Below are 18,104 nucleotides of genomic sequence, written 5' to 3'. Positions count from 1 at the left end.
ATGAGATTTCTCAATCGTTCCTCATTTCGAAATGACAAAACAAGATAAATAATCGTGAATTCATGATAACTATCAAAAACTACATAAACGGAAAATTCCCAAACCCAATTCAAGGCAACTGGATAGATAACTATAATCCATCAGATGGAACGGTTTACGGACAAATTCCTAATTCAACAAAAGAAGACGTAGAAGAAGCGTATAAAAATGCCAAATCAGCCTTTAGGCTGTGGTCGCAAACCTCATTAGAAGAACGTAGCAGAATCCTCATTAAAATTTCAGAATTATTAGAAGCTAATTTAGACCGTTTTGCCGAAGCGGAAAGTAAAGACAATGGCAAACCTATTTCATTAGCAAAAGCTGTTGATATTCCTAGAGCAGCAAGCAATTTTCGCTTTTTTGGGAATGCGATAACGCAATTTGCCAGTGAAAGTCATGAATCCGTAGGGCGGAATGCCATTAATTACACCTTGCGTCAACCCATTGGTGTTGTAGGTTGCATTAGTCCTTGGAATTTGCCACTCTATTTATTTACATGGAAAATTGCACCAGCATTAGCCGCAGGAAATTGCGTCGTAGCCAAACCGAGTGAAGTTACACCAATGACGGCTTATTTACTAGGAGAAATTTGTAACGAAGCTGGTTTGCCAAAAGGTGTTCTAAACATTGTTCACGGCTTAGGAACAACCACAGGACAAGCTATTATTGAGCATCCAGATATTAAAGCCATTTCCTTTACGGGTGGCACTGCAACAGGTGCACATATTGCTAAAGTTGCCGCACCAATGTTCAAAAAACTATCTTTAGAATTAGGCGGAAAAAATCCAAATATCATTTTTGCCGATTGTGATTATGATGATATGCTAAACACAACAGTACGTTCGTCTTTTGCTAATCAAGGGCAAATTTGCTTGTGCGGCAGTCGTATTTTTGTGGAAGCTTCTATCTATGAAAAATTTAAGACTGACTTTGTTGAAAAAGTAATGCAACTTAAAGTCGGACATCCTTCAGAATCCATTACCAATATTGGCGCTTTAGTGTCCAAACCACATCTTGAAAAAGTAAAAGAGTATATTAACATTGCAAAAACAGAAAATGGAACTGTACTTTATGGAGGAAACGAAGTGACTGTTGCAGGATTTGAAAACGGTTATTATTTAGAACCAACCGTTATTGAAGTGCCTAATGACGATTGCAGAGTGAACCAAGAAGAAATTTTTGGACCAGTAGTAACCATAATGCCATTCAAATCAGAAGACGAGGTTTTAGAAATGGCAAACAAAGTAAAATACGGTTTATCAGCTACATTGTGGACTAATAATTTAAAACGTACTATGCGAATGAGTAACCAATTACAAGCAGGTATTGTTTGGGTAAACACGTGGATGATGCGCGATTTAAGAACCCCTTTTGGTGGTGTAAAAGCTTCAGGTGTAGGACGCGAAGGTGGCTTTGAAGCCTTACGCTTTTTTACGGAAGCTAAGAATGTTTGTATAAAATACTAGAAGCCCATCTTCCGTCTTCCCGTAAGGGAAGAAACTAGATTGGAACTCTAAATATAAATTGAATAAAATTTTAAAATAATAACTCTTAACAAGACTCCTTCCCTTTGGGAAGGTTGGGATGGGCTTATGAATCTACAACTAAACAACAAATACGCACTAGTCTGCGGCAGTACAGCAGGCATAGGAAAAGCAACAGCAATGGCATTAGCAGCCGAAGGAGTTCAAGTGACCTTAGTCGCAAGAAATGAAGACAAATTAAAAACAGTACTTTCAGAATTACCTCAGCAACGCGCACATAATTATATTGTAGCCGATTTTTCAAATCCTGAGGACTTAAAAACTAAGGTTTTAGATTACGTAACTAACCATCATGGGTTTCATATTTTGGTAAATAATACAGGAGGCCCAAAAGGCGGTCCTGTTTTTTCTGCTGAAGTTGATGAATTTGAATCCGCTTTTACACAACATTTAAAATGTAATCATGTTCTCGTTCAAACAGTTGTTCCTTTTATGAAAGAGGAAGGTTTTGGTCGTGTTATCAATGTGATTTCAACCTCTGTAAAACAACCATTAGATGGTCTTGGCGTGAGTAACACCATTAGAGGAGCTGTGGCTAATTGGAGTAAAACTTTGGCTAATGAACTTGGTCAATTTGGTATTACAGTAAACAACGTTTTACCAGGAGCGACAGGTACAGAACGTTTAACTCAAATTATAAAAAACAAATCGGAAAAATCTGGAAATACCGAAGAAGAAGCTGCAAATGCTATGAAAAACGCAGTACCAGCCAAACGCTTTGCGCAACCAGAAGAATTGGCCGATGCTATTACATTTTTAGCGAGTGAACGCGCCAGTTATATTAATGGAATTAACCTTCCTGTGGATGGTGGACGAACAAAATCACTATAAAAAAAGCCCTTCCCTAACCCTTCCAATAAAGGAAGGAGAAACTGTTGCGGCAATCCTTAACTTAAAAATAGGCTTTAAAGGTTTTAAAAACCTGTACGGTCTTTGTATATTAGTGACATTATTTTTTAGCTATTATCAGTTAAATATTATTGTTTAATAACTACTCTTATTCGCCCAAGTAAGAGTTCCTTCCCAATGGGAAGGCTAGGATGGGCTTCTTCTTATCATGAGCAAATTATTTCCACCCATAAATTTTAAAGAATGGATTGAAGAAAATCGTCATTTACTAAAACCACCTGTTGGTAATAAAGTAGTTTGGAAAGATGGCGACTTTATTGTAATGGTTGTTGGAGGTCCTAACGACCGTACAGATTATCATTATAATGAAACACCAGAATTTTTCTATCAAGTAGAAGGTGACATAGTTTTAAAAGTTATTGATGATGGTGTACCAAAAGACATTCATATCAAAGAAGGTGATATCTTTTTATTGCCACCAAAAGTGCCGCATTCGCCTCAACGTGGACCAAATACGGTTGGTTTAGTTATAGAATACCCAAGAGATGAAGGTGTAAAAGATAAGTTGCAATGGTACTCTGATGAAGATGCCAGTCTTATATATGAAGAGGAATTTACTTTGGATAATATAGAAACGGATATGCCTGCCATTTTTGATAGATACAATAAGACTATTAAAAAAGACTAATCTCGAAATTAAAAACGATTTCATAATAAAATTTCTCGTAATTCAACCCTAATATGAGTAAACGCAAACTTAGAATAAATGGTCACTCTCACCTACTTCCCTATCCTGAAGAAATTCCTCAGTTCATGAAAGATAAAGGCATTTTTTGGGTGGATAAAGACCGAAAATTTATGCTTCAAAAGGATTGGAATCGACCTATCACAGATTCTAGTTTTTTCTTAGATGAAAAGTTAGAATGGATGGAGCGCAATAAGCTAGACCACGCTGTGGTTCTAAACCTATCTCAGCTTTATGGTAATGGTTTAAGGGTGGAAGAAATGAAGCAAGCCTTACGTTTTCAGAATGATTTTAATGCCAAAGTGCAACACAATCATCCTAGTAAATTTACCTGTGGTTTTGTAGTGCATCCTGGCTTTGTACGAAGTGCGTGTTGGGAAATTGAGCGTTGCGTAGAAGTTTTAGGTATGCGCTTATTATGTTTACCAACGCATTATATGGATTCTATTGGGACTTGGCGTTGCATCTTTGATGAAGAAAACGAACCTATTTTTGAAATGGCCAATAAATATAATTTGGCCGTTGAAATTCATCCATACGATGGCGAAAAGTTTATAAAATTAGAAAACACCTCATGGCGTTTTCATCTTATTTGGATGTTAGCGCAATGTGGCGATGCTTATCACTTTTTTACTTTAAATGGTTATCAGGAAAAATATCCTAACATGAGGACTTGTTTTGCACACGGTGGACAATTAGCACAAATTAACTTAGGAAGACGTATCCAAGGGTTTGATGGTCGACCAGATTTATTTGAAGGCAAAAGTCATCCTAGAAAAGCCGTTGGACATAAAAACATATTCTTTGACACTTTAGTACATGATACTGGTGGATTAGAATTACTGATTAGAAACCAAGGTTCTAAACAAGTGATAATGGGACTTGATGACCCATATCCGTTAGGCGAAATGGAAAGCGAAAAACAATCTTCTTATCCTGGAAAAATCATTGACTTAGCTATAGATAGAAAAATTATTACAGAAACTGAAGGCGATGCTATTTGGGAAGATAACGTAATTCAATGGTTGTGTGGTGATGATGAAGACGCTAAGCAGAAATTAATTACTAGAATAACCTCCTAGCTTTGAATTTCAATTTTTATGTCTATATTTAAACTCTAACCAACTAAATATATTATGAAAAAAATTGGAGGATACATGGTCTTTTTTGGCCTATTTGCTATTGTTTTAAATTTCTTTGATCGAGTTCCAACTATCTTAATGTGGATTTACGAATGGGGAGACACCGTTGCTTGGGCCATAAAAATTGGACTTATTGTAGTAGGTGCAGTTTTGTTTTTTATAGGAAAACCTGAGGAAGAATCTGAAACGGAAGTAACTCACAGAGACGGAACAGCAGCAGAATAAACATTTTTTACCTACTAAATTGTAATTATGTATTTCTTACCAGAAAATCTAGACAACTATGTTGTTTCACATTCTGCACAAGAACCTGATTTATTAAAACAACTCACAAGAGAAACCTATCAAAAAATTTTGCAACCAATTATGCTCAGTGGCCCATATCAAGGAAGGGTATTGAGTATGATTTCTAAATTAATACGACCTAAATGTATTTTAGAATTAGGTACTTTTACTGGTTATTCTACATTGTGTTTAGCAGAAGGCTTAGCTAGTGATGGCGAGTTGCATACTATTGATATCAATGAAGAATTAGTCGATTTTCAACGTAAGTATTTTGATAATTCAGAATATGGAGATCAAATTATTCAGCATACAGGAAGTGCTTTAGATATTATTCCAGAACTAAATAAAACTTTCGATTTAGTGTTTGTTGATGCAGATAAGCCTAATTACTCTAATTATTTTCATTTAATAATTGATAAGTTAAATTCTGGAGGTATAATTCTTTCAGATAATGTTTTATGGCACGGAAAAGTTGTGGAACCCTTAGACGAAAAAGATAAATCTACCAAAGCGGTTTTAGATTACAACACGCTTTTAAAAGAAGATAAACGGATTGAAACTGTAATTCTTCCTATTAGAGATGGATTAACAATTAGTAGAAAATTATAATAAACTAAAAAACCTCTTCAACAACGAAGAGGTTTTTTTTATTATGATGATTAATTATTATTGCACAGCTTGCAATGCATCAATATTACCGTACCCAAAACTACTGCTCTTGTAAGGATAAAGGTCTGAAGATTGTTTTAATCTATTTAACACTTGCGTTCTACTCCAACTAGGATATCTAGACCAAACTAAAGCTGCAATACCAGCAGTAGTTGCAGTTGCTGCAGAAGAACCACCAGTATAACGACGTTGCCCATTATAAAAGTTTAAAACAGGAGGTGCTTTACTTGTATTATTATCGCCTTCCATAATAATTGTAAAATCTATTTTACTTCCGCTATGGCAAGTTTCGCAACGTTCGTAGTTGCTACCATCATTTACACCAGTTACAGCTACAGTTTCGCTCATCGTTGCCGGAAAAATTACACCAAAGCCATTTGTAAAACTTGTTGATGTTCCGCCTGCTGCAAAGATTAATTTTCCTTTACTATACGCGTATTTTACAGCATCTTTAATATTACCAATAGACCATACATAACCTATAGACATAGAAATAATTTTTACATCGTTTCTATTCCCTAATTGTGTTAAAGCTGCAGAAACTCCTTTACGCTCGTGGTAATCGTTTAATAAAACATCTTCTGTTGCTCTGTACGCTACTAAGTTGGCATTATAAGCTACACCAACAGGCATACCGTCATTATTTCTAGGCGATGCCATTGTAGAACCCATGGCAGTTCCGTGTCCACACTTATCATCTGGACCGTCATAATTACTAGACCACCACCAATTAGAATCTATAAATGTTCCATACTTCTGAACAAAACGTCCTGAAGAATACCCATCATTAAATCCTGAAGAGGTTAAAAGGGATTGATATCTTGAAATACCTGTATCAATTAAACCAATGGTTACACCAGAACCTGTAGATAAACTCCATGCATCGTCTATATTGTGCTCATTAAAATGCCAAGATACCTGAACGTTATTTGGAGTTGTTGTAGTGTAGTGTGCCGCATTTATTGTATCTGCACTCTTGTCACAGCCTGAACTTGATTTTTGAACAGCAACAGTATATAAATTGTAACCATTAGGCTCTAAATACCTTACAAACTCGCTATTTCTCAAAGCAATTACCGTTTCAAGTTTTGTTACTTCTGCATCAAAAACGGCTAAAATATCATCTTCTTTAAATTTAAATTCGTCTTTTGTAACCTCTTCTTTTGCCATTATTGTTTCAATAAGACTATTCTTTTTTCTTATTAGTTCTTCGTCTATAGTTTCACTAAAACTCTGTCCTTCGTTGCCATAGCCAATTGTTAAAACATTTTGCCCGTGAGTTAATGCACTCCAAAGGAAGTGCGCGTCTTCCTCATTCCAATTAAAATCTCCTGTAGTTTCAATACTTTTAGTGATTTTTTGATTAATTTCTTCAACTGTTAAAGGATTCTCTGGAAACTGAAGTGTATCAATTTCAGATTCAACAATTGTATCTTTAGAACAAGATACTATGGTAATCGCTATTGCTAGCGCTACCAATTTGTACATTTTTTTCATTTAATATGATTTAGTTGGTTAATTCTCTAAATATATTAAATAAATGGTAATTTTTTATAATGTAATATAAGATTTCAATAAAAAATAGACGTCTTTTCTAAGAATAACGATTTTATTTATTTCTTTTTAATGATCCGGTAAACTCTTCAAGATCATCTTTAACTTTATTAAGTTCGTCTTTAACGTTTTTAGTAACGTCTGTATCTATAATATTATTTTCTTTAGCACTGTTGGAAATTTCGTGTTTAATATCGTTTGTAGCATCTTTTATTTGACGTATACCTTTACCTAAACCTCGAGCAATTTCTGGTAATTTATCTGCACCAAATACTAAGACTACAACCAATAGCACAAACACTATTTCTGTACCTCCAATAAATAAAAATGTTAGTTGATGTATCACGTTGCAAATATAAAGTGAGTTTACGAATAATACCACCTGAAATTGAAAATAAAAAAAGCCGATTAAATATTAATCGGCTTTAAATTTATTTGATATAAAATCTTAGTCTTTTACTTTGTTCTTAAACTTGTCGAAATCACTAGTTTTTTCTTCTTTAGGCCAAGAATTGTTAGTTGTATCTACATCTGCAGTTTCTAAATCTGGATCTAAAGCAATTGAAACTATTTCTTTTTGAGTCGCTAGAGCTTTGCTAACTTCTTTGTCATTAAGTCTCCAAACTTGTGCAGGATAGGTTTCTCTTTCTTTAGTACCATCTGCATAAGTATACTCTACAATAATTGGCATAACTAATCCGCCTGGTTTATTAAAAGTAACTTCATAGAAAAATTTAGGAGTTTCCTTTAATTCCTTTTGTTCTTCAGGTGAAAAGTTATCCATAATATATTCTTTTACCGTTGGTAACTTATCAATAGCTTCTGCTTTTTTTATTGCCTCCTCATAGCCTTCTGCACCTTCTTCAATAAAATATACTAAACTATTTGGATCTCTATTGTAGCGTTCTGCTAATTGCTTTCCGTTTTCATTTGGTGTTGCTGTTACAGCAAATTTCTTAACCTCTTTAATACCAATATCTGTATAATCTGTTGTGTAAAACCAACCTCTCCAAAACCAATCTAAATCTACGGCAGATGCATCTTCCATTGTACGGAAAAAATCTTCTGGCGTTGGGTGCTTAAACATCCAACGGTTTGCATATTCCCTAAAAGAATAATCGAATAAATCACGACCCATTATAGTTTCTCTAAGAATATTTAATCCTGTTGCTGGTTTACTATAAGCGTTATTACCAAACTGATACGTATTTAAACCTTTAGTCATAATTGGCGCAATATAATCTTGATCTCCGCCCATATATCTCACAATATTTTTAGCTGGTCCACGTCTAGATGGATATTTTTTATCACTTGGAGATAATGCTTTTGGATACCATTCTCCAAAATCTTGTTCTGCTACATACTGAACAAATGTATTTAAACCTTCATCCATCCATGTCCATTGACGCTCATCACTATTTACAATCATTGGAAAAAAGTTATGTCCAACTTCATGTATAATAACACTAATCATTCCGTATTTTGTTCTGTCTGAGTAATTTCCTTCTTTATCTGGGCGACCAAAATTGTAACAAATCATTGGGTATTCCATTCCCATTGGTGCATGTACAGAAATTGCTTTGTGGTAAGGGTAATCAAAGGTCATACGAGAATACGATTTTAATGTACTTGCTACGGCTTTTGTAGACCATTGTTCCCATAATGGGTTTCCTTCTTTAGAGTATAATGAAACAGCCATTACATCTTTATCTCCAATTTTTACAGCCATCATATCCCATAAGAATTTACGAGATGTTGCAAAACCGAAGTCTCTTACCATTTGGGCAGAAAGCTTCCAAGTTTTCTTGTCTTTACTTTTAGACTTTTCTGTAATTTCAGCTTCTTCTTGGGTAACAATCATCACAGGTTTGTCGTATGATTTTTTTGCTTTCTTAAAACGTTTCATCATATCTTTTGTAAATACCTCTTCACGATTTACTAAGAATCCTGTACCATCTAATATATGATCTGCAGGCACTGTAATATTTACATCAAAATTTCCAAATGGTAATGCAAACTCATCACGTCCCCAAAATTGAGAATTCTGCCATCCTTCTACATCATTATAAACAGCCATACGAGGATAAAACTGAGCCATTACGTAGATACGATTATCATTTTCTTCAAAATACTCGTAACCAGAACGCCCACCATCTTTTACGTGATCGTTAATATTGTACCACCATTTTATCTGAAAAGAAAATTTACCTCCAGATTTTAAAACGTTAGGTAATTCTACACGCATCATTGTGCGGTTTATGGTATACTCTAAAGCTTTACCATTAACATCTTTAACATGTTCTATATGAAAACCACCATCAAAAGCTTCTTTTAAATAAGATCTTACTGCACCTGCAGATGATGTTGCTGGCCCAATACCAGAAGAACGAATAAGTGGTGTTTTAGATTCTCTAGAACGCATGTTTTGATCTAACTGTACCCAAAGGTATTTTAAATCGTCTGGAGAATTGTTTGTGTAAGTAATAGTTTCGTTTCCAAAAAGTTTAGCATTTACATCATCGATTTCAATATCCATTTTATAATCTGCTTGCTGCTGATAATATGCTGGTCCTGGTGCTCCAGAGCCTGTTCTAAACATATTTGGTGTTGCAAACTCATCGTAAAGTTGTTTAAACTTGTTTTGGTTGGTATGACCAGGTTGGCGCTCTTCCTTAACCTCATCTTGAGCATAAATACTAAAAGATGAACATAGCAATGCGCATAAGAAATACTTAAAAATTTTCATAGATAATTTAGTTGTGTTTTAAAATGATGCCTAAATTAAGGATTAATAACGGCTAAATAAAAATTAATCTAAAAGTTTAACGAACAAGAAGCTTTTTCAGGTACTAAAAGAAAGCTTCTGTTTTTCCCTAACAGCTTCATGCGTAGAATATTCTGCTGTTCTGAAAACACATCAAATAACAATTTGTTGGTGACTTCTAAGGTTTTAATTTTAGAGACATTTTCAATCTCTAAATAACAATAGGTAATATCTTCTTTATATTCTTTACCAATAAAATTAAAATTAACAGTCTTACCATTAATACTAATTTTTAATTTGTCTTCTAAGTAACGTTTCATGTACGTCTCAGTCATTTTATGCTCAATATCGCTATCTAAGGTTATAGATTCATCGTATCGTTTTCTTAATAAGGTTTCAAAATCATTGATGAAAATTTGACTTATAATTTGAAGAGATTTTTCTTTTTCGGAGTAACCTATTTCTGTAACGCTTACATAATACTCATGTGTGTTATGATTAGAAATTAAAAATGGAAGAGCTATTAGTACTAATAATATGCGAAGTGATTTCATGTAAATAATTATAATTCTATTAGAGATGTCAAAAGCTATACCGAAAACTTAATCTTCTGTAACTGATTTTCTATTTTCTTGATAAGCTTTTAATTTGGCTTGAAGAAACTCTATTAATTTTAATTCGTTTTTTGCATTGCACAAGTTTAAGAATTCTTCATCTTCTTGGCAAAATAAATAATACTCAGTCCTTAAGTTAATGTTTAATGTATCTTTTTCAAAAAGTATAGAACCGTAACTTTCTTGTACTCGTTTAATGCACGCATCTCTCTTATCTAATTCTACTATTGCTTTTAATTTTTTAGTACGTCCACTAATTTTATTAAGTAACTTATGCAGGTTTACGCCACCTCCTAAACCAATATATCCCATAGGACCAGCATCTGCATCGTGTAATTTCCGTTCGTTTTGTGTAAGTGGTTTTCCTGTATAGCCTGGAATACCTAAATCGTAAAAATTAACTTCGGTTTCTGCGTCAGAGTTTGAAATATCTGACTCTAAACTCCCTGTTAAAACCTTACCTACCACAACTTCATTAAGTTCACTAACATGTTCTAATAATTTCACCTTAAAATGGCCTAATTCTACTATTAAATTGGTTATTACAAACTCTTGAGTTTGATATGTAATACCCGAAATAACTAAAGTGTCTAAGGCTTTTGCCTCTATAATAAAACTACCATCTGCATTTGATATTGAGTATTTTGCTGAAGTTTTATTTTGAATATGTAAACCATCGACCTCGTCATTAGCCACAAGTTGTCCTTTTAACTCTTTTGTTTGAGCCAGAAGACTATAGCTAAACACCCATAAAAAAATGACTAAAACCTTAATCTTCTTCACTTATAGTTTTTAAAAAGGAGTTACTTAATTGAGTTATACGCTCTAATAATTGTAGTTCTTTATCCTCTTCAAATAGTTCTGAATCTACACCTTGCGCTTCTACATAATCTGTAAATGCTTCAATTTGATTTAGCGGAATATTGAAATTGTTGTGTATAAAATTTACGCTATAATCATCTAAAGCTTTTTTAAAGGGTGTTTTTTCTATTTTTTGTTTTTCTTTTTCAGATTTAAATTTAATTCTGCCTAATTCTACATCATCTATATCTATAACCTGTTTCATTAAAAACCCAGTTACATTTACCAAGTTTAGCATGTGTTCCATACCAGGATTATACTCATTAAAAGCAACATTTTCAGCTTTTGTTTTATAATCTGAAGTAAACTCAAAATCTTCAATGTGATCTAAACCAAAATATATGGCATCTAAATCTACATTATAGGTTCTTACATTGTCTAAGTCAGCATGTAAATTACCGGTAAGTCCAAATGGTAATAAAACAACTTCGTTTAGCTTATTAACTTCTTCTACTAATAAAACAGTTAGTTGCTTAGACTCAATAATTTCTTGTGTAATTGTTACTTCAAAATCTTCAAACTGAAGTGCTCCAAACTGTACAACATCATTGAGTGCTACCTTAATTTCAAAGGTTCCGTTTTCATCTGTTACTGTTCCTTTATTTGATGAAGTATTATAAACGGTAACACCTTCTTTATCGTTAGACACAACAACAATGCGACCTTTTATAGGTTCTCGTTCTATACTTTGAGCAAAAGTAGATATGTAACAAAGAGAACAGAGTATAAATAAAATAGATTTCATAATATTTAGTTAGTTTTTTAAAGTTCGGTTATATATTTTGAATTTCACAAAAAAGTCCGTCAAACTTTTGTTAAATGATTTATTACAATTAATTATAGCTTTAATTTTAGAATTCATATTTTGACAAAAAATAATATATTTTGAGATCAATTATTATAGCAAGTACATCAACCATTCATGGTAGTGGTTATTTAGAATATTTATTAGAAGAACTAAAAGTTCACTTTAAAACTGTTAATGAAATTTTGTTTATACCCTACGCAAGACCTGGCGGAATTTCTCATAGTGATTATACAGCAATAGCTGCTAAAGCATTTAAAACCATTGGCAAAACAGTAAAAGGTATACATGAGTTTGATAGTGCAGAAGATGCTATAAAACAAGCCGAAGGTATTTTTGTTGGTGGAGGAAACACCTTTGTTTTAGTCTCTCAACTTTATAAAAACAATGCTTTAACAGCTATAAAGAATGCTGTAAATAGCGGAACTCCATATTTGGGAACAAGTGCAGGCAGTAATATTTGTGGCCTAACCATGCATACTACTAATGATATGCCAATTATGTATCCACCAAGTTTTAAAACTATTGGTTTGGTACCATTTAATATTAATCCACATTATTTAGATCCTATTGCTGGCAGTACACATATGGGAGAAACTAGAGAAACACGTATTAAAGAATTCCATACATATAATACCCAACCTGTCATTGGTTTACGCGAAGGTAGTTGGATTAAAGTAAGTGGTAAAACTCTAACATTAAAAGGTACATTAGAAGCCAGAATTTTTGAACAAGGTAAAGCACCCTATGAAATTGCAAGTAATTCTAATCTTGAATTTTTAAAATAAAACTAGATTTTCTTTAAAAAATGATACCCCAAAATTTCAAATCCTTCGTTATAATAAAATTTATGCGAAGGATTATTTTGTACATAGGTATTCAGTTCTATTGAATTACAACCTTTCTCCTTTACATAGTTATTAATCCAAGCCATAAATTGTTTACCCAAGCCATTACCTCTATGTTCTGGTTTAATAAAAACATGGTCTAATTCTACAGACTTACCCATATAATGTCTGGTACAAAACCATAACCCTGTAACACCTACCAGCTCATTTTCTTTAGAAACAACGGCACATTGATAGTTTTGATGTTTCATTTCATTAAATCTAAATTGCAAAACTTCTTCGCTAATTTTAGAATCATTTAACTGATATACCAATGGTACTATTTGGTTTAAATCTTTATTTGAAATTATTCTGAATTGGTAACTCATATTTTAATTTATAGGATTAAAAGTATCGTATTTTAATGATAACAAGTCGGTTTATAATTTAATTACTTTCTGAATTTGCACCTAATCAATGACTTTTACCTTAAAATTGTGTCAAACTTTTGTAAATTGAACACTTTAACAAACAAAAAATGAGAAGAGGTAATTTTAAAGTTAGGATTTTAATCTTTGTCGCTATCGCAGCATTTGCATTTTTAAGAAAATGTAGTCAAGAAGAAATTAATCCGTATACCGGAAAAAAACAAGCCATTTCATTATCACCACAAGAAGAAATAGCTATTGGGTTACAAAGTGCTCCTGGCATGGCGCAACAACATGGAGGTTTACACCCAAACAACCAATACCAAGCATTGGTAGACAACGTTGGTAACAAATTAGTAAATAGCAGTTTAGCAAAAAACACACCTTACAAATACGAGTTTCATTTATTAGCAGATGAGAATACCATAAATGCATTTGCATTACCTGGTGGACAAATTTTTATAACTTATGCTCTATTTTCTCAATTAAAAAATGAAGATCAATTAGCAGGTGTTTTAGGTCATGAAATTGGGCATGTACTAGGAAAACACTCTAACGAGCGCATTACTAATGCTAACTTTTGGAAAACCTTAGCCATGGGAAGTTCTGCAATTGATATGGGTGGCGTTGCACAACAAATTGGTAATGGTTCACTTCTTAAAAATGGAAGAGGTGATGAATTAGAAAGTGATGAACTTGGTGTTATTTTTATGATGGATGCAGGCTATAACCCAGAAGAAATGATTGGTGTTATGGAAATACTTAAAGCAGCTGCTGGTCCTAACCGAGTACCAGAAATGCAAAGTACACATCCTGATCCAGAAAATAGAATTGAAAAAATAAGAGAAGCCATCTCTAAATACAAAAAAGCGTCCTAATGGACGCTTTTTATTACTAACTAACTCAAATAATTGTCTACTCCTAGACAGTTTTCTTTTTAAAACGTTTTAAGAATAAAGCTGCATCATCTGCATTTGCTTTTTCTGCATGTCTTAACGCTGTATATCCTTTATCGCAAGATTTATGAATTTCAGAACCCGCTGTAATTAATACTTTTATCAACTCTACACGGTTATATTTTGCGGCATAATGTATAGGCATCATACCATTAGATTTCGCATTTACATCTGCGCCATTATTAATTAATCGCTTTACCTCTTCAGTATTACCTGTAGCAACTGCCCTGCACAAAGGACTTACTTCTACAGGTTGAACAATGACGTCATTTATCTCTGAAGATACCACAACATTTGATGCATTTAAATTACTGATTGAAAAGCCTAATGCTAAAGCTAAAACTACTACTGATTTTTTCATGATGAAAGATTTTAAAATTAATTGATTTGTTTTTTTGATTATACCAAATAGACGACATCTTTTTGAGTTTGTTACACACAAAAATATTTTATAACATTTCTTTAACGGTTTGAAAACAAATATGTTAACACAATCACAAATAGCAAGAGTTAGCAAATCCGTAGATTACCAAAGCTTAAATTTTAGTTAACACCCTAATTTTTTTTCTTATACAGAATTGTTATAGTGTTGTATGTATTATCTTTGATATATAAAACATTTTACAGATGAATAAGAAGGTTATTTTAATGATTTTAGATGGTTGGGGAAAATCTCCAGACCCTAAAGTTTCGGCAATAGACAATGCACAAATTCCATTTATTAATTCACTTTATACTAAATATCCCAATGCCAGTTTAAGGACCGACGGTTTGCACGTTGGTTTGCCAGAAGGCCAAATGGGAAATAGTGAAGTTGGCCACATGAATTTAGGTGCAGGTAGAATTGTATACCAAGATTTAGTTAAAATAAACCTTGCTGTAGAAAATAAAACATTGAGAGAAGAAAAGGTATTAAAAAATGCCTTTGAATATGCTAAATCCAATAATAAAAATGTGCATTTATTAGGCTTAGTTAGTAATGGTGGTGTGCACTCACACATTAATCATCTCTTTGGGTTACTAAATGCAACTAACGATTATGGTTTAGAAAATGTTTTTGTACACGCTTTTACAGATGGCAGAGATGTAGACCCAAAATCTGGACATGGTTTTATTTCAGATTTAGAAGAGCATATGAAAAAAACTACCGGAAAAGTGGCAACCGTTACTGGACGTTATTACGCCATGGATAGAGATAAACGTTGGGAGCGTGTAAAAATAGCATACGACGCTATGGTTAATGGTGAAGGCCAAAAGACAAATGATGTATTACAAGCTATTCAAAATAATTACAACAATGATGTTACAGATGAGTTTATAAAACCTATTATAGCTACTGATAGCAACAATGAACCTGTAACTACTATTAAAGATGACGACGTTGTTATTTTCTTTAACTTTAGAACAGATCGTGGACGCCAATTAACAGAAGTTTTATCACAAAGTGATTTCCATGAGCAAAACATGCACAAATTAAAGCTTCATTACGTTACTTTAACTAATTATGATGATAATTATAAAGGGATTAACGTTGTTTTTAATAAAGACAATCTTTCTGACACTTTAGGTGAAGTATTAGAAAAACATCACAAAAAACAAATTAGAATTGCAGAAACAGAGAAGTATCCACATGTTACTTTCTTCTTCTCTGGTGGACGAGAAGAACCGTTTGAAGGTGAAACAAGAATTTTAAGAAACTCTCCAAAAGTAGCAACTTACGATTTAAAACCAGAAATGAGTGCTTTTGAACTTACAGATGCCTTAGTACCTGAACTTAAAAAAGGAGACGTTGATTTTGTATGTTTAAATTTTGCTAATGGCGATATGGTTGGCCACACAGGTGTTATGGAAGCTGCTATAAAAGCTTGTGAAGCTGTTGATGCTTGTGTAAAAAGTGTGGTAACTACAGCTTTAGAAAATGATTATACAACTATTTTAATTGCTGACCATGGTAATTGTGAAACCATGATTAATCCTGATGGATCACCAAACACGGCACACACAACTAATCCAGTTCCTATTATTTTAATAGATAAAGAATTAAAAACAATTAAAGATGGTATTTTAGGAGATGTTGCACCTACAATTTTAAAACTTATAGGTGTTCCACAACCAGAAGCTATGACCAGAGAAAGTTTGGTATAATACCATTTTAATAATGTGCCTTTTTTGTAGTTTACTTTGGTGTATAATTCAAGGATAAAAACTCTTAATAAACACTACAAAAAAGGCATCAATATAAATTCAAATTAGCACAGAAGGCTTATTATTGTAACTTTGCCCTAACCTACATTTTATGAATAACATGAATTTTCAAAACAGATTAATAATAGCGGTTGATTTTGACGGTACCATTGTAGAGGATGCTTATCCTAAAATTGGTAAAACGCGTATTTTTGCTTTTGAAACTTTAAAACGATTACAAGAAGATGGCCATCGTCTTATACTTTGGACCTATAGATCTGGATCAAAATTACAAGAAGCTGTAGATTTTTGTAAAGAAAATGGCATAGAGTTTTATGCCGTAAATGCTAGTTTCCCAGAAGAAAAATACGACTATACAAGATCTAGAAAAATTAATGCAGATTTATTTATTGATGATAGAAACATTGGAGGTATACTAGGTTGGGGAGAAGTATATCAAATAATTACTAATGAAGAACCAAAAATAAAAACTGCTAAAAAGAAATGGTGGAAATTTTAACTAAAGCCTCAACATTTCAAAAAATGCTTTTTCTATATGCATTCTATGATTAGGATGTGCAATTTTAATTAATGCCTCTGCTCTTTGTTTAATTGTTTTGCCATACAAATTAGCAATTCCATATTCCGTAACAACATATTGAACATGAGCCCTAGTGGTAACAACACCAGCTCCAGGTTTTAAAATAGGTACAATTCTACTCACACCATTTTTTGTAACAGACGGAAGCGCAATTATTGCTTTACCACCTTTACTTAAAGACGCACCGCGAATAAAATCCATTTGACCACCAACGCCAGAGTACATACTACTACCAATAGAATCTGCACAAACTTGCCCAGTTAAATCAACTTCAATAGCAGAATTAATAGCAACCATTTGAGGGTTTTGTTTTATATACGCAGCATTATTAGTATAGTTTGATGCTCTCATTTCTACAAACGGATTATCATCTACATAATCATACAAACGCTTAGAACCCATAACAAAAGTAGAAAGTGCACGACCACGATTAATTTTTTTATAATTACCATTTATAACATTATCTAAAATTAAATCTATAACACCATCTGAAAACATTTCGGTATGCAATCCTAAATCTTTATGGTTGGTAAGACTTTTTAAAACCGCATTGGGTATCGATCCAATGCCCATTTGTAAAGTACTTCGGTCTTCAATTAGGTTGGCAACATAATTTCCAATTTTTGCTTCAATAGCATTTGGTTGCGCCATTTGATGTAGTGGTATTTCCTCATCAGATTCTACAAAATAATCAATTTCAGTAATATGAATTACACCAGCTCCATGCGTTCTAGGCATTTGCGGATTTACCTGCGCAATTACAATTTTAGCATTATCTATTGCTGCCAAAATAGCCTCTACAGCCACACCAAGAGAGCAATAACCATGGCGATCAGGTACAGAAACATGGATTAAAACCACATCTAGGTTAATAATGCGTTGCTGAAAAAGACGTGGTAGCTCACTTAAAAAAACAGGTGTATATGTTCCGTTACCTGCCTTTAACGTATGGCGTACATTCTTCCCAATAAAAAACGAATTCACGTGAAAACTTTCGCTAAACTCTGGATTAGCATAAGGTGCTACTCCTTCCGTGTGTAAATGGCAAACTTCAACGTTTCGTAATTCTTCATGTCTCGCAGCTAATGCTTTTACAAGACTTTGAGGTGCTGCAGCTGCCGCTTGAATATAAACACGATCATTAGATTTTACAACCTGTAATGCCTCTTCTGCTGTAACTGTTTTATACATCACTTTTTTTTATGTCACAAAACTAAATTAGAAATCTTAATTATAA

19 protein-coding genes are annotated in these 18,104 nt (G+C 33.2%); 10 read left to right on the top strand and 9 right to left on the bottom strand.

All coding sequences use genetic code 11. From position 1 onward, the window contains the following. The first annotated feature begins 62 nt into the window (after window positions 1–62). From GN138_RS05835 to GN138_RS05810, 6 genes are all read left to right on the top strand, one after another. The gene (locus GN138_RS05835; protein WP_157362856.1) at window positions 63–1,505 is read left to right on the top strand and encodes an aldehyde dehydrogenase; all 1,443 of its coding nucleotides are present in this window, start codon (window positions 63–65) and stop codon (window positions 1,503–1,505) included. A 126-nt stretch (window positions 1,506–1,631) separates the two neighbouring features. Then, a complete protein-coding gene (locus GN138_RS05830) occupies window positions 1,632–2,414 on the top strand; it encodes an SDR family oxidoreductase (protein WP_157362855.1) in 783 nt (260 codons plus the stop codon). A 226-nt stretch (window positions 2,415–2,640) separates the two neighbouring features. Then, window positions 2,641–3,120 (top strand): 3-hydroxyanthranilate 3,4-dioxygenase, encoded by a 480-nt coding sequence (locus GN138_RS05825; RefSeq protein ID WP_157362854.1) that lies wholly within the window; start codon window positions 2,641–2,643, stop codon window positions 3,118–3,120. Window positions 3,121–3,173: 53 nt separating this feature from the next. Further along, window positions 3,174–4,259, top strand: coding sequence for an amidohydrolase family protein (locus GN138_RS05820; RefSeq protein WP_157362853.1), 1,086 nt, complete (start codon window positions 3,174–3,176; stop codon window positions 4,257–4,259). Window positions 4,260–4,313: 54 nt separating this feature from the next. Next, on the top strand, window positions 4,314–4,544 hold the full coding sequence (locus GN138_RS05815) for a hypothetical protein (RefSeq protein WP_157362852.1): 231 nt from the start codon (window positions 4,314–4,316) through the stop codon (window positions 4,542–4,544). A 27-nt stretch (window positions 4,545–4,571) separates the two neighbouring features. After that, window positions 4,572–5,213 carry an O-methyltransferase gene (locus tag GN138_RS05810; protein WP_157362851.1) on the top strand — a complete coding sequence of 214 codons (642 nt, stop codon included), beginning with the start codon at window positions 4,572–4,574 and terminating at the stop codon, window positions 5,211–5,213. 57 nt (window positions 5,214–5,270) lie between these two features. On the opposite strand, the gene GN138_RS05805 is transcribed toward GN138_RS05810, so the two are convergent. The 6 genes from GN138_RS05805 to GN138_RS05780 all read right to left on the bottom strand — a co-directional run bounded on the left by GN138_RS05805 (window position 5,271) and on the right by GN138_RS05780 (window position 11,811). Beyond that, window positions 5,271–6,770, bottom strand: a complete 1,500-nt coding sequence (locus tag GN138_RS05805) for a S8 family peptidase (RefSeq protein WP_157362850.1) — start codon at window positions 6,768–6,770, stop codon at window positions 5,271–5,273. Between the two features lie 112 nt (window positions 6,771–6,882). Continuing rightward, window positions 6,883–7,173: a Sec-independent protein translocase subunit TatA/TatB gene (locus tag GN138_RS05800; protein WP_317162708.1), complete on the bottom strand. Its 291-nt coding sequence runs from the start codon at window positions 7,171–7,173 to the stop codon at window positions 6,883–6,885. Between the two features lie 102 nt (window positions 7,174–7,275). Next, a complete protein-coding gene (locus tag GN138_RS05795) occupies window positions 7,276–9,573 on the bottom strand; it encodes a M1 family metallopeptidase (RefSeq protein ID WP_157362849.1) in 2,298 nt (765 codons plus the stop codon). A gap of 68 nt (window positions 9,574–9,641) precedes the next feature. Continuing rightward, window positions 9,642–10,145, bottom strand: coding sequence for a DUF6702 family protein (locus GN138_RS05790; RefSeq protein WP_157362848.1), 504 nt, complete (start codon window positions 10,143–10,145; stop codon window positions 9,642–9,644). 48 nt (window positions 10,146–10,193) lie between these two features. Then, window positions 10,194–10,988: a peptidase associated/transthyretin-like domain-containing protein gene (locus tag GN138_RS05785; protein ID WP_157362847.1), complete on the bottom strand. Its 795-nt coding sequence runs from the start codon at window positions 10,986–10,988 to the stop codon at window positions 10,194–10,196. After that, window positions 10,975–11,811 (bottom strand): carboxypeptidase-like regulatory domain-containing protein, encoded by an 837-nt coding sequence (locus GN138_RS05780; protein WP_157362846.1) that lies wholly within the window; start codon window positions 11,809–11,811, stop codon window positions 10,975–10,977. Before GN138_RS05780 ends, GN138_RS05785 begins: the two co-directional genes overlap by 14 nt. A gap of 140 nt (window positions 11,812–11,951) precedes the next feature. On the opposite strand from GN138_RS05780, the gene pepE reads away from it, so the two are divergent. After that, entirely contained in the window at window positions 11,952–12,659 is a 708-nt protein-coding gene (gene pepE, locus GN138_RS05775; protein WP_157362845.1) for a dipeptidase PepE, read from the top strand. 2 nt (window positions 12,660–12,661) lie between these two features. On the opposite strand, the gene GN138_RS05770 is transcribed toward pepE, so the two are convergent. Continuing rightward, window positions 12,662–13,087 carry a GNAT family N-acetyltransferase gene (locus GN138_RS05770; protein ID WP_157362844.1) on the bottom strand — a complete coding sequence of 142 codons (426 nt, stop codon included), beginning with the start codon at window positions 13,085–13,087 and terminating at the stop codon, window positions 12,662–12,664. A 149-nt stretch (window positions 13,088–13,236) separates the two neighbouring features. On the opposite strand from GN138_RS05770, the gene GN138_RS05765 reads away from it, so the two are divergent. Beyond that, window positions 13,237–14,004, top strand: coding sequence for a M48 family metallopeptidase (locus GN138_RS05765; protein ID WP_157362843.1), 768 nt, complete (start codon window positions 13,237–13,239; stop codon window positions 14,002–14,004). A gap of 43 nt (window positions 14,005–14,047) precedes the next feature. Here GN138_RS05765 and GN138_RS05760 read toward each other — a convergent pair whose 3' ends face one another. Continuing rightward, on the bottom strand, window positions 14,048–14,443 hold the full coding sequence (locus GN138_RS05760; protein WP_157362842.1) for an ankyrin repeat domain-containing protein: 396 nt from the start codon (window positions 14,441–14,443) through the stop codon (window positions 14,048–14,050). Between the two features lie 266 nt (window positions 14,444–14,709). Between GN138_RS05760 and gpmI the strand changes: the two genes are divergently transcribed. Then, window positions 14,710–16,227, top strand: a complete 1,518-nt coding sequence (gene gpmI, locus GN138_RS05755; RefSeq protein ID WP_157362841.1) for a 2,3-bisphosphoglycerate-independent phosphoglycerate mutase — start codon at window positions 14,710–14,712, stop codon at window positions 16,225–16,227. A 160-nt stretch (window positions 16,228–16,387) separates the two neighbouring features. Then, window positions 16,388–16,786 carry a BT0820 family HAD-type phosphatase gene (locus GN138_RS05750; protein ID WP_157363343.1) on the top strand — a complete coding sequence of 133 codons (399 nt, stop codon included), beginning with the start codon at window positions 16,388–16,390 and terminating at the stop codon, window positions 16,784–16,786. Here the strand turns inward: GN138_RS05750 and GN138_RS05745 are convergent, their stop codons facing one another. Further along, window positions 16,787–18,058 (bottom strand): acetyl-CoA hydrolase/transferase family protein, encoded by a 1,272-nt coding sequence (locus GN138_RS05745; RefSeq protein ID WP_157362840.1) that lies wholly within the window; start codon window positions 18,056–18,058, stop codon window positions 16,787–16,789. Window positions 18,059–18,104 lie beyond the last annotated feature (46 nt).

It is taken from the genome of Winogradskyella endarachnes (genome assembly GCF_009741275.1).
Lineage (GTDB): Bacteria > Bacteroidota > Bacteroidia > Flavobacteriales > Flavobacteriaceae > Winogradskyella > Winogradskyella endarachnes.
This window is presented reverse-complemented; position numbering and strand designations above follow the sequence as displayed.

Bases quoted from the DNA above. Each gene is read 5' to 3' on its own strand.
- GN138_RS05835 (WP_157362856.1), top strand. From the start codon at position 63: ATGATAACTATCAAAAACTACATAAACGGAAAATTCCCAAACCCAATT.
- GN138_RS05830 (WP_157362855.1), top strand. From the start codon at position 1,632: ATGAATCTACAACTAAACAACAAATACGCACTAGTCTGCGGCAGTACA.
- GN138_RS05825 (WP_157362854.1), top strand. From the start codon at position 2,641: ATGAGCAAATTATTTCCACCCATAAATTTTAAAGAATGGATTGAAGAA.
- GN138_RS05820 (WP_157362853.1), top strand. From the start codon at position 3,174: ATGAGTAAACGCAAACTTAGAATAAATGGTCACTCTCACCTACTTCCC.
- GN138_RS05815 (WP_157362852.1), top strand. From the start codon at position 4,314: ATGAAAAAAATTGGAGGATACATGGTCTTTTTTGGCCTATTTGCTATT.
- GN138_RS05810 (WP_157362851.1), top strand. From the start codon at position 4,572: ATGTATTTCTTACCAGAAAATCTAGACAACTATGTTGTTTCACATTCT.
- GN138_RS05805 (WP_157362850.1), bottom strand. From the start codon at position 6,770: ATGAAAAAAATGTACAAATTGGTAGCGCTAGCAATAGCGATTACCATA.
- GN138_RS05795 (WP_157362849.1), bottom strand. From the start codon at position 9,573: ATGAAAATTTTTAAGTATTTCTTATGCGCATTGCTATGTTCATCTTTT.
- GN138_RS05790 (WP_157362848.1), bottom strand. From the start codon at position 10,145: ATGAAATCACTTCGCATATTATTAGTACTAATAGCTCTTCCATTTTTA.
- GN138_RS05780 (WP_157362846.1), bottom strand. From the start codon at position 11,811: ATGAAATCTATTTTATTTATACTCTGTTCTCTTTGTTACATATCTACT.
- GN138_RS05770 (WP_157362844.1), bottom strand. From the start codon at position 13,087: ATGAGTTACCAATTCAGAATAATTTCAAATAAAGATTTAAACCAAATA.
- GN138_RS05765 (WP_157362843.1), top strand. From the start codon at position 13,237: ATGAGAAGAGGTAATTTTAAAGTTAGGATTTTAATCTTTGTCGCTATC.
- GN138_RS05760 (WP_157362842.1), bottom strand. From the start codon at position 14,443: ATGAAAAAATCAGTAGTAGTTTTAGCTTTAGCATTAGGCTTTTCAATC.
- gpmI (WP_157362841.1), top strand. From the start codon at position 14,710: ATGAATAAGAAGGTTATTTTAATGATTTTAGATGGTTGGGGAAAATCT.
- GN138_RS05750 (WP_157363343.1), top strand. From the start codon at position 16,388: ATGAATTTTCAAAACAGATTAATAATAGCGGTTGATTTTGACGGTACC.
- GN138_RS05745 (WP_157362840.1), bottom strand. From the start codon at position 18,058: ATGTATAAAACAGTTACAGCAGAAGAGGCATTACAGGTTGTAAAATCT.